Origin of the sequence: Xenorhabdus lircayensis, from assembly GCF_016306625.1 — a bacterium.
GTDB lineage: Bacteria > Pseudomonadota > Gammaproteobacteria > Enterobacterales > Enterobacteriaceae > Xenorhabdus > Xenorhabdus lircayensis.
Window position 1 is genome coordinate 17960 of the sequence record NZ_JACOII010000063.1, and the last position, 11923, is coordinate 29882.

Here is an 11923-nt window from a genome sequence, read left to right on the forward strand (position 1 = left end):
AGGTGGCCTTGCAGAGCTTCTGATACCAGCTCAATGAATGTAGATTAGATGAACTGTTGGGGGTGGTAAGTTTTGGAAGTGGCTGGGAAGTTCTTTTCTCTATTTTCATCAAACAACAAGCGAAAAATTCTTAACAATTACCAGTCTATTTTATTATGCCTGACTATATTGGTTTACTCACCTGTGCCGATATTGCGTATTTTCATATAGTTTGCTAACTCTTTATCGTCAATGCTTTTACTTTCACTCAATGCCGTGAAAACACCATTTTGATCGCCTCGGCTTTTATGTTGCCCTAGTTTTTCCTTGGCTTGTATTTCATCAATAATGATTTTAAACCCGACAATGGCTTGTCGTTGTTTATTGAGAAACTCCTCTGGCATCAGTTCAGTATTTTTAACCAAGCCAATTTCATATTTGTTAACTAATGCTTCCAAGGCCAGTTTAGTTTCGTCGTCACTTAAAATCTTTGTGACACCGTAACAATGGACGGCTGTGTAATTCCACGTTGGCACGGCGTGGGCAGATTCATACCAAGTGGGAGATATATAGGTATGTGGGCCAGTAAAGACCACTAAGACTCTTTGTTCTTCCAACTCTTTCCAATGTGGGTTGGCTTTGGCAACGTGGCCATATAAAATCCCTCTATCTCCCTCATCAGGGTTAAATACAAACGGAATATGTGTGCCTGTCAAAGAGGAAGAAACCAGCAACCCAAAGCTATAAGTGGAAATAAATTCGGTGATATTGTCTTTGTCTGTCATTTTCATCTTATGAGGTATATACATAGCTTTGTAGCTCCATATAAATTGAGTTTAAGATTGCTGGTGCGAATTTAATCACCGTTCTTCAATATGTTAGCATTGCAATTATTTTATTGTGGTTTCTTGATCAGGGCTTGAATTCACCACTGAAAAAACTATCAGAATCCTCTATTGAAGATTTTTTGTTTTTAAGAACAAAGTGATCAAAAGCCGTCTTTATTTCGGGATCTTCTAATGCTTGATAATCAAATAATGAAACACAGGTAGAATAAGTAAATTCGATATTAACATTTTCATTGGAAGCACAATTTGACGCTATTTCTGAGTTGGTTCTGTCAAAATCTATTTTATAGAGTTTTAGTTTGGGTACGTACATGACTTGATCGCCAATTCCCATTGCTTCAATGACACTAGCCAATGTGAGAGTAGAATAATGATCACCATTCCTCTTTAAACCCAGCCTTATAGCATCACCTTGTTTTTGCAGGAAATTAGAAAAATTTTCCAAGCTGGGAGAGGATGACTTTAAAATAATATCCATGATGAGCTGGAGTAAATTTGTTGCAATGGAAAAACCTTTCATCTCATGGCGATAGGTTTGACTTTCGATATTTCTAACGCTCATCAATGGCAGTTTTGCCATGATGTCTCCCCAAAATTGAATATCTGTTTTATATTTCTTGCCGTGGGTATCGGAGTATTTGGTGATATAGTCGGTGACTATTGAGGAAAGGGCTATCTGTGTTTTTTTGATTTCATTCAATCGTTGCATGACACTGGCTTTATCAGCAAATTGTGAAGTAATAACAAATTGGACAAGGCCATCTGTATCGTTAAACCGATAATCTGACAAGGAAAATTTATTACTAATGCCAGTAGAAAAAAATTGATTAGCCTGTTGTATATGGCTTAAATAATTTTGGTGTTTTTTATCTGTTTTTGCATCCATAATTCATGCTCCAATCTTTAATGAACCCATTGAATATACCCTTCATCTTTCGAGCTGTAATTTGAAACCTATCGCTAAAAGTACTTTAGAACCCGAAATTCGATTTCATCAATCTCTTATGCCATGAATAAAACATATCTACTTTTGGGATGTCATCACTAAAATTTATCAATAAGTGAGGTTCTACAGCGAGTTAGCAAAATGTGTGGTCGCTGAATAACAAATGTTCGCTTATATGTTATGTTTAATGGTGTAGCTGACCATAATAATAAAGGAGGAGTTATGTCGTTTAAATTGAAAACGGACTGTGCTTCAACGCTCTCGATCAGTAGTAAATCGATTGATAGTAAATCCATTGGCAGTAAAACCTACCACTATTACAGCTTACCTCTGTTATCCGAGCAATTGGGCGAAATGTCCCGCCTGCCAAAATCACTGAAAGTTCTGCTTGAAAATCTCCTACGCAATATTGATGGTGAATCTGTTGTGGAAGATGATTTGAAAGCGATGGTGGAATGGCAGAAAAACGGGCATGCGGACAGAGAGATTGCCTATCGTCCCGCCCGTGTGCTAATGCAGGATTTTACCGGCGTTCCGGCTGTGGTGGATCTTGCTGCTATGCGAGAAGCTGTGTTGCGGCTCGGTGGAAATGTAGAACAAGTTAACCCGCTGTCTCCTGTTGATTTAATTATTGACCACTCAGTGATGGTAGATAAATTTGGTACAGAGCAGGCGTTTGCAGAAAACGTTCAGATTGAAATGGAACGCAACTATGAACGTTATCTGTTCTTGCGTTGGGGGCAGAAGGCTTTTAATCGTTTCCGCGTTGTACCGCCCGGAACGGGGATCTGCCATCAGGTTAACCTTGAGTATTTGGGTAAGGCGGTTTGGTATGAGAATCAGGATGGTAAGGATTTTGCCTATCCTGATACGTTAGTAGGAACGGATTCCCACACAACCATGATTAATGGCTTGGGAGTGCTGGGATGGGGAGTTGGGGGAATTGAAGCCGAAGCCGCCATGTTGGGGCAGCCAGTTTCCATGCTAATCCCTGACGTTGTTGGTTTTAAATTGACTGGAAAATTGCGGGAAGGGATCACTGCAACTGACCTTGTACTGACTGTGACGCAGATGTTGCGTAAGCATGGTGTTGTAGGCAAGTTTGTCGAATTCTACGGTGATGGATTGTCCGATTTGCCGTTGGCAGACAGAGCAACTATTGCCAATATGTCGCCTGAATATGGAGCAACTTGCGGTTTCTTTCCTGTTGATGACATTACATTAGGCTATATGCGTTTAACAGGACGTCATGAAGAGGAAATTGCCTTGGTTGAAGCCTATTGCAAGGAACAGGGGCTATGGCGTAATGCGGGGGACGAACCTATATTCACCAGCAGTCTTGAGTTGGATATGTTAACGGTTGAGGCAAGTTTGGCAGGGCCGAAGCGTCCTCAGGATAGAGTCGCGCTGGGAAATGTACCACAAGCTTTCCAATCAGCCATGGAACTGGATATTCATAAAAACCAAGAGCACTCATCGGCGGTATCCGTCACCTTAGATAACCAAACTTTTTCACTGCAAGATGGTGCAGTGGTTATTGCTGCCATTACCTCCTGTACAAATACCTCTAACCCCAGTGTACTGATGACCGCAGGTTTACTTGCAAAGAAGGCGGTTGAGAAAGGCTTACAGCGTCAACCGTGGGTTAAAACCTCACTGGCACCGGGTTCTAAAGTAGTAACAGATTATCTGGAGTTAGCAGGTTTCATGCCATATCTGGAAAAACTCGGTTTTAACTTGGTGGGATATGGCTGTACTACCTGTATCGGTAACTCTGGGCCACTGCCAGATCCGATTGAAACTGCGATTAAGCAATCCGATCTGACTGTAGGTGCAGTGCTTTCCGGTAACCGAAATTTCGAAGGTCGTATTCATCCATTGGTGAAAACAAACTGGCTGGCGTCACCGCCGCTGGTGGTGGCCTATGCACTTTCTGGCAGTATGAAAAAAGATCTGACTCAAGCGCCTATTGGGAAAGACCAACAGGGTAATGATGTTTACTTGAAAGATATTTGGCCTAATAGCTGGGAAGTCGCGGAAGCAGTTGGGAAAGTCAGAACTGAAATGTTCCATAAAGAGTACAATGCCGTGTTTGATGGTGACGAAAGCTGGCAATCTCTGGATGTCGAAAGTTCAGCGACCTATTCTTGGCAGCCGGATTCAACCTATATTCGCCATCCGCCTTTTTTCAGTGGGATGACGGTTGAACCTGAACCAGTGACGGATATTCATCAGGCTCACATATTGGCGATCTTGGGAGATTCAGTTACTACCGATCACATTTCGCCAGCAGGAAATATCAAGGCCGACAGCCCAGCCGGACATTACTTGCAAGAACACGGAGTTGTGCCAAAAGATTTTAATTCTTATGGTTCAAGGCGCGGTAACCATGAAGTTATGATGCGGGGAACATTCGCCAATATTCGTATTCGCAATGAAATGGTTTCTGGTATTGAAGGTGGATACACACGCCATATCCCATCACAGACTCAGCTTGCCATTTATGACGCAGCCATGCGTTATCAAGAAGAAAAGATACCGTTAGCTATTATTGCGGGTAAAGAGTATGGCTCTGGTTCAAGTCGTGACTGGGCTGCGAAAGGAGCAAGGCTATTGGGAGTCAGAGTTGTGATTGCGGAATCTTTCGAGCGTATTCATCGCTCTAACCTAATTGGTATGGGGGTATTGCCGCTGGAATTTCCTCAAGGTATTAGCCGCAAGACATTAAATCTGACAGGTGATGAAAGAATTGATGTTGCTGGATTGGAAAACATTAAGCCCGGACAGACAATTGCGGTGAAAATTACTTATGCCAATGGACAGAATATTGTGATTGATGCTCGTTGTCGTATTGATACTGGTACAGAACTGGCTTACTTCTATAACGATGGCATTTTGCATTATGTGATTCGTAATATGCTGAAATAATGGCAAGATGAAACAAGACAAAATGGTAGTAATCAAGTAAATCATATTCAGAAATAAAAACTGCGCCCACACCGACGCAGTTTTTATTGTTTGTAGATCTGGCAGAAGATAAATAGAGAACACTCAGTTTGATTTAAACAGCAAGTGCCCCATTCGGCTGGCTTTGGTATCCAGATAGAAAGCGTTTTTGGGATTACGACCTACAATCAGCGATACACGTTCGATGATATTAATGCCAGCTTCTATCATGATCTCAACTTTTTTAGGGTTGTTGGTCAGAAGGCGGATTGCATGAACATCTAACAGCTTATACATGTCTGAGCAAAGGGTGAAATCTCTCTCATCGGCAGCGAAACCTAGCTGATGGTTGGCTTCAACGGTATCAACGCCCTGATCCTGTAAAGCATAGGCGCGGATTTTATTCAGCAAACCAATATTACGGCCTTCCTGACGGTGATACAGCAGGACACCGCGGCCTTCCTTGCTAATTTGCGACAGCGCAGCTTCTAATTGAAAACCACAGTCGCATCTTAGACTGAATAAAGCATCTCCCGTAAGGCATTCTGAGTGGATTCGTGATAATACGGGTTCATCACCAGAAATATCACCGAAAACAAGAGCGACATGGTCACGGCCTGTTTCGATTTCTTCAAATCCAATCATTAAAAATTCGCCCCATGGCGTAGGTAACTTCGCTTCAGCTACTCGTTTTAGCTGCATTTTAGTATTCATATGTTGATTTTTCTCGTTATAAATATTGCGATATTCAGAATAATATCGGTTAATAAAGCAGCTAAAACTGTGAAAAAAATTTTCTCTGATTACAACACACGTACGTCCGCGCATTATAACAGAATTTATTAATACGTATGAATAAAAGCATCAGTCTCTTTAATGATGAGTATATTAACATGCTAAACTATAAGCTGATTTTTGCAGATAAGTCGTGTGAGCTTGTTTGGGGGAAAAGGTAGGGTTAGTGCAGACAAATAGAATAATATCACAAAAAGAAGGAAAACCGCGTTCGTTGCAATAAATTGCTTCCTTTGCCTAGACGAGAAATGCTAATTTAACACGCCATTATGTCTGTTATTTGGCATAACCAATCAGCAACAATAGATAACAGGAAGAAATGTGAAATATTTTCTGATCTTATTACTAGCACTGGTTGTTTTTGTTATCTCAGTGACACTGGGAGCAAATAATGATCAGATAGTAACATTTAATTATTTGATTGCTAAAGGTGAGTACTCTATATCCACATTGCTGGCTGTGTTATTTACTGTCGGTTTTATCCTCGGTTGGGGGATCTGTGGGGCATTTTATCTGCGTGCCTGTGTTTCTCTGCGACGTGCGAAACGTAAAATCAAGCGCCTGGAAACACAGCTGGAACAGCCATCTGAGTCATCCGCAAAAGCTGCATCGACCGTAGCATTAAGCAAGGAATAATTCTCCATGTTAGAGCTGTTGTTTCTGTTGCTTCCCATTGCTGCCGCCTATGGTTGGTACATGGGGCGCAGAAGTGCTCAACAAGATAAACAACAATCGGCTGACCGTCTCTCACGTGAATATGTCGATGGTGTTAATTTCTTACTCTCTAATCAGCAAGATAAGGCGGTAGATTTATTTCTTGATATGCTGAAAGAGGATAGTTCTGCATTTGAAGCCCATCTAACATTGGGCAATCTATTCCGTTCCCGTGGTGAAGTTGAAAGAGCAATCCGTATTCACCAGTCCCTGCTGGAAAGTGCTTCCCTGACATTTGAGCAGCGTTTGCTTGCGATTCAGCAACTTGGGCGGGACTATATGGCTGCTGGAGTTTATGATCGAGCCGAAAACATGTTCATGCAGTTGGTTGATGAAACTGACTTCCGTGAGAACGCCTTCAATTCTTTACTAACCATCTATCAGTCAACCAGTGATTGGAATAAGGCCATTGAGATCGCTGAAAAACTGGTAAAACTGGGTAAACACCATTTTCGGGAAGAAATCGCCCATTTTTACTGTGAGTTGGCACTGCAATGTATGGGCAGTGATGATTTTACTGATGCAATCGGGCATTTGAATAAGGCTGCTCAGGCAGACAAAAATTGTGCTCGTGTTTCAATCATGCTAGGCCGTATTTATATGGCTCAGAATGAATATTCTAAAGCGACGGATGCGTTGAAATGTATTCTCGAACAAGATAAGCAACTGATCAGTGAATCTTTGCCAATGTTGCAAGAATGTTACCAACACCTATCCCAACCGGATGAGTGGAAGGCTTTTGTACAGCGCTGTGTAGAAGAAAAGTGTGGTGCAATTGCAGAGCTTCATATGGCTGACATTATTGAGAAGAAAGAAGGGCGTGATATTGCCCAAAATTACATTAACCGTCAGTTGGAACGCCATCCAACAATGAGGCTGTTTTATCGCCTGATGGATTACCACTTGGCGGACGCAGAAGAAGGGCGTGCTAAAGAAAGCTTGATCCTTTTACGCAATATGGTAGGTGAACAAATTCTCACGAAGCCTGATTATCGATGCCATAAATGTGGCTTCACTTCCCGCTCGTTATATTGGCATTGTCCATCATGTCGCTCATGGGACTCTATTAAACCGATTCGAGGTTTGGATGGGCAGTGACACTGTCACTATTATTGGCGTCATGTATTGGCAATGCACTATTTTCATTAAACGTACTATTTTCATTAAACGTACTATTTTAAATAAACCCATTGTTATAAATAAACGAATTGTTTTAAAAACATGTTTGGCTACAGACATGTTCCTCTTCATTAGTAATTCAAGTTCATTGGTAAATCAAAGGGCCTAAAAATGACCTCCCAGACAGCTCAAACTTTAGATAAACAAATTGACTCGCCTGTTGTCGTTGCATTGGATTATGACAATCAGGACGCAGCACTGACATTTGTCGACAAGATTGATCCACAATCCTGTCGCCTGAAAGTGGGAAAAGAGATGTTTACGCTGTATGGTCCGCAATTTGTTCAGGCGTTACATCAGCGTGACTTTGACGTATTTTTAGATCTCAAATTTCACGATATTCCTAATACAACGGCAAAAGCGATAGCGGCTGCAGCTGAATTGGGTGTTTGGATGGTTAATGTTCACGCGAGTGGTGGTGCGAGAATGATGACGGCCGCGAAAGAAGCGTTGTTGTCCTATGGTAAGGATGCTCCGTTGTTGATCGCTGTCACGGTATTGACCAGCATGGAACAATCTGATCTGTTGGGCACTGGTATTGATGTGACTCCAGCACAGCAGGCTGAACGTTTGGCATTATTGACAAAACAGTGTGGTCTGGATGGGGTGGTCTGTTCTGCCCATGAAGCACAGCAGTTGAAAACGGTATGTGGACAGGCGTTTCAGCTTGTTACTCCGGGTATTCGCCCAGAAGGGGGGGAAGCGGACGATCAGCGTCGTATTATGACACCCTCTCAAGCGGTTCAGGCTGGGGTGGATTATATGGTGATCGGGCGTCCAATTACCCGTGCAGAAAATCCAGCGTTGGCACTACAGCAGATTAATCAATCTATTGGGATCGTTCATGGATAATAATTCTCGCTTGGTTTATTCGACGGATAGTGGTTGCATCCAAGAGGAAAAAGCCAAACCCGTTCGTCCGAAAGGTGATGGTATCGTACGTATCCAGCGCCAAACCAGTGGGCGTAAAGGGAAAGGTGTTTGTGTGATTACGGGCATTGATACTGATGACCAAACCCTCGCTAATCTGGCGGCAGAATTGAAGAAAAAATGTGGTTGCGGGGGTTCTGTCAAAGACGGTGACATCGAGATTCAGGGCGATAAACGTGACTTGCTGAAGCAATTGCTGGAAGCGAAAGGCATGAAGGTGAAACTGGCGGGAGGTTAAGTTCAGTTTCTTATCTTACAAGCTATGCAGAGAATGAACTGCATAGCTTTGTTCATTGAATATGTTTAATGAATAATAACGAGTCTTGTTTTATTCACTCCATTCCTCAGTTTTGAGTCATGATACGTGCAGCTGAAGCTAATACATCAGGACGAGCGTCGGCCACTGGGTTATCCGGCTGTGTAAAGTAAGTAACTAAAATTAATGGTGCACGATTGTTTTTTGGCCAGATTACCGCGATATCATTTGTTGTACCATAATTGCAGCGACCTGTTTTATCTCCCACAATCCAATTTTTTGGCACTCCGGCACGAATGCTAGCATCACCAGTTGTATTTCCTTTTAACCACTCAATTAATTGTTCACGTTGTGTTGTGGCCAGCGCATTTCCTAATGCCAAAGTATATAAACTGTTCGCCATGGCTTGTGGTGTAGAGGTATCACGTTCATCACCCGGTACGGCAGTATTTAATTCGGGTTCTTTGCGATCGAGGCGAAAGTGATTGTCACCGATAGTGCGGGCAAATTTGGTGACTTCATGCGGGCCACCTAACTGGTTAAGGAGCAAATTCATCGCTGTATTATCGCTGTATTGTAATGTGGCTGCGCTTAACTCACTCAATGTCATGCCATTTTGGAGATGCTTTTCCGTAATTGGGCTGTATTCAACAAGGTCTGATTGTTGATAGTGAATTCGCTGGTTCAATAAATAGCCATTTGTTTCACTCTGTTTCAGCATAGCTGATGCTGCCATTAGTTTGCTGGTACTGCATAGAGGAAAACGCTCATTTGCATGATAAGTGATAGTGGAATGATCGGTCGTATCTATCAATGCAACACCGAGACGACCATTGGCGTTTTTTTCTAGTGTTGAAAGCTGATGGGTGATCTGATTTTTCTTGAGCGTATCACTTGGGTGGAGAATTTCATTTTGATGATTAGTCGCACAGACTGGAAACGCAGTCAACGCTCCAAGTAGCGGAAAAAGTAGGGGTGTTATGCTTGTTAGTTTGAGTATAGAAGGTCGCATATAGTAATTTATTATCTTGTTGTAATAAAAAATCTGCCACCCATAAATGGCGGCAGATTTGTTTTATATGGAATTACCTACAAAGTTAACATTAACCTATAGGGCGTGCCACGATATTGCGAGTCTCCATTCTGACCTCTTCAATGCGAACACTGATAATGTCATTCAAGCGGTGAACGGCTTCGCCTTTAATCAATACTGAGCCAGTTTCCTGACTGCATTGCAGTTCATCACGAACCGCATGCAGGAATGGCCCAGGAACGAAAGCAATGGCACCATTATCAACCAGACGAACGCGTAGACCACCACGGGTAATATCGATAATTTCTGCTGGGAATGTATTGTCTGTACCTGCATGTGGATGGAGGAAACGAGCATAGAGCCAGTCGCCGACATCGCGCTCTGCCATGCGGTTTGCCCGGCGGCGATCTGTCAATTGCAGGCAAACTTCCTCAGTAGGTTTTTCCGCTTCAGTTTGTTGAATAATCGCTTTCAACAAACGGTGGTTGATAATATCGCTGTATTTGCGGATAGGGGATGTCCAAGTGGCGTAAGCATCAAAGCCCAGCCCAAAGTGTGGGCCTGGTTCTGTTTTGATTTCCGCAAAAGTTTGGAAACGACGGATACGACTATCCAAGAATTGTGTCGGTTGTTCATCCAATTCACGACGCAATTCACAGAACCCTTCTAATCCCAACAATGCTTCGGCATTAACGTCGATGCCATGTTCCTTCAGGACTTCAACGACTTGCTCTATCTGAGTAGACTCGAAGCCAGTATGGACGTTATAAACCCCGAAACCTAACTTATCACGCAGAACCTTAGCTGCACACAGGTTCGCTGTGATCATGGCTTCTTCAACAATGCGGTTGGCGGTGCGGCGTTGTTCAATAACGATATCAACAACATGCCCACCTTCATCAAGAATAAACCGATAATCTGGGCGCTCCTTGAAGACTAACGCGTATTGATGACGCCAGTTATTGCGGCGTTCGCACATCTCTTTTAAAAGTGTGATTTGCGTAGTGACTGCTTCTGATTCCGGTTTCCAACCTTCTTGGCCTTCTAACCAGTCTGAGATTTCGTCATAAACCAACTTGAATTTAGATTCAACCCATGCAGCGAAGAATTGGATGTCATCACCCAATTGACCATCTTCCAGAATAGAAACCTGACAAACCAGAGCAGGGCGACGAACATTGGGACGCAAAGAGCATAAATCATCTGACAGTTCGCGAGGGAGCATTGGGATATTGAAGCCTGGCAGGTAGTTGGTGAAGCTACGCTGGTAAGCAATTTTGTCCAATTCACTGTCAGCTTTGATATAAGCGGTCGGATCGGCAATAGCAATAGAAAGTTTCAGGCTGCCATCATCATTTTTGGCGATGTGCAGGGCATCATCCATATCTTCGGTCGTTGCACTGTCGATAGTGACAAAATCGAGCGCGGTAAGATCGAGGCGTTCGATAGAACCATCATCCAGCTGGCAATCTGTCATTACTGGTGCTTCACGTTCCTGACTATGGCGAGTTAATGTTACCCACCAAGGGGCGTAGTGGTCGTCACCTTGAGTAATATAGCCGGTAACTTCAGCCTGAAACCCACGATCGCCTTTCAGTGGATGCCGGCGCATTTCAGCTACAGCCCAATCGCCATTTTCGAAAGTATGGGTAACATGGTTTGCCGGGCGGCAAGGGATGGTATCTTTTAATAATGGGTGGTCAGGAATAATCCATAATCGGTTGTCGTTTTCTTTCTTCTGGATCCTTCCTACAAAACGGGTCAGAAATGGCTCAATCAAAGCTTCTGGTTCAGCAATTTCTTTCTCTTTATCTGTGTGGATAGCAGCGGTGATCCGGTCACCGTGCATTACTTTCTTCATGTGGGGCGGTGGAATGAAATAGCTTTTCTGTCCATCGACTTCTAAGAAGCCAAAGCCTTTTTCAGTGCCTTTGACTAGACCTTCTACTCGCAGGGTTTGAGAGTAAAGTTGCTGTTTTAGCTGCGCAAGCAGCGGATTATTTTGAAACATAATATCTTGGGGAGTATGGAGTTATTATCAATAATTTTGGACAACAGTTTTACGCGAATCGAGGGTATGGAGCAAGTAACATCTTATCGAAACAGGAAAAACTGTGGAGTAAGCCCAATAATTGTATACAGTATGCCCATTAAAAGAGGTGCTATTAGTGAAATCATCACGGAATCAGGAAAGTTACTGCGAATCATTACATTAATGCTCTAATGCTGTAGTTCGTATGTTAAAAAATCACCACAATGTATGGGGTTCCGTTTGAGGGTCATGTATTAAATGGTTA

The 11923-nt window shown here is 42.8% G+C and carries 10 protein-coding genes; 5 read left to right on the forward strand and 5 right to left on the reverse strand.

Annotation, left to right across the window (positions count from 1 at the left end; genetic code table 11):
- Nucleotides 1–173 precede the first annotated feature (173 nt).
- Nucleotides 174–788 (reverse strand): FMN-binding negative transcriptional regulator, encoded by a 615-nt coding sequence (locus H8A87_RS17365; RefSeq protein ID WP_198691180.1) that lies wholly within the window; start codon nucleotides 786–788, stop codon nucleotides 174–176.
- A gap of 103 nt (nucleotides 789–891) precedes the next feature.
- Nucleotides 892–1713: a hypothetical protein gene (locus H8A87_RS17370; protein ID WP_198691181.1), complete on the reverse strand. Its 822-nt coding sequence runs from the start codon at nucleotides 1711–1713 to the stop codon at nucleotides 892–894.
- Nucleotides 1714–1995: 282 nt separating this feature from the next.
- Here H8A87_RS17370 and acnA point away from each other — a divergent pair, with 282 nt between their 5' ends.
- A complete protein-coding gene (acnA, locus tag H8A87_RS17375) occupies nucleotides 1996–4701 on the forward strand; it encodes an aconitate hydratase AcnA (RefSeq protein ID WP_198691182.1) in 2706 nt (901 codons plus the stop codon).
- Nucleotides 4702–4824: 123 nt separating this feature from the next.
- Here acnA and ribA read toward each other — a convergent pair whose 3' ends face one another.
- Nucleotides 4825–5421, reverse strand: a complete 597-nt coding sequence (ribA, locus tag H8A87_RS17380) for a GTP cyclohydrolase II (protein ID WP_198691189.1) — start codon at nucleotides 5419–5421, stop codon at nucleotides 4825–4827.
- Between the two features lie 414 nt (nucleotides 5422–5835).
- Between ribA and H8A87_RS17385 the strand changes: the two genes are divergently transcribed.
- From H8A87_RS17385 to yciH, 4 genes are all read left to right on the forward strand, one after another.
- Complete coding sequence (locus tag H8A87_RS17385; RefSeq protein ID WP_198691183.1) at nucleotides 5836–6150, forward strand: LapA family protein; 315 nt, start codon at nucleotides 5836–5838, stop codon at nucleotides 6148–6150.
- A 6-nt stretch (nucleotides 6151–6156) separates the two neighbouring features.
- Entirely contained in the window at nucleotides 6157–7326 is a 1170-nt protein-coding gene (gene lapB, locus H8A87_RS17390) for a lipopolysaccharide assembly protein LapB (RefSeq protein WP_198691184.1), read from the forward strand.
- Between the two features lie 192 nt (nucleotides 7327–7518).
- Nucleotides 7519–8259 (forward strand): orotidine-5'-phosphate decarboxylase, encoded by a 741-nt coding sequence (gene pyrF, locus H8A87_RS17395; RefSeq protein WP_198691185.1) that lies wholly within the window; start codon nucleotides 7519–7521, stop codon nucleotides 8257–8259.
- The gene (gene yciH / locus H8A87_RS17400) at nucleotides 8252–8575 is read left to right on the forward strand and encodes a stress response translation initiation inhibitor YciH (RefSeq protein ID WP_198691186.1); all 324 of its coding nucleotides are present in this window, start codon (nucleotides 8252–8254) and stop codon (nucleotides 8573–8575) included. Before pyrF ends, yciH begins: the two co-directional genes overlap by 8 nt.
- 106 nt (nucleotides 8576–8681) lie before the next feature.
- On the opposite strand, the gene bla is transcribed toward yciH, so the two are convergent.
- Nucleotides 8682–9620: a class A beta-lactamase gene (bla, locus tag H8A87_RS17405; protein ID WP_408646941.1), complete on the reverse strand. Its 939-nt coding sequence runs from the start codon at nucleotides 9618–9620 to the stop codon at nucleotides 8682–8684.
- A gap of 76 nt (nucleotides 9621–9696) precedes the next feature.
- Nucleotides 9697–11637, reverse strand: coding sequence for an exoribonuclease II (locus tag H8A87_RS17410; RefSeq protein WP_198691188.1), 1941 nt, complete (start codon nucleotides 11635–11637; stop codon nucleotides 9697–9699).
- Nucleotides 11638–11923 lie beyond the last annotated feature (286 nt).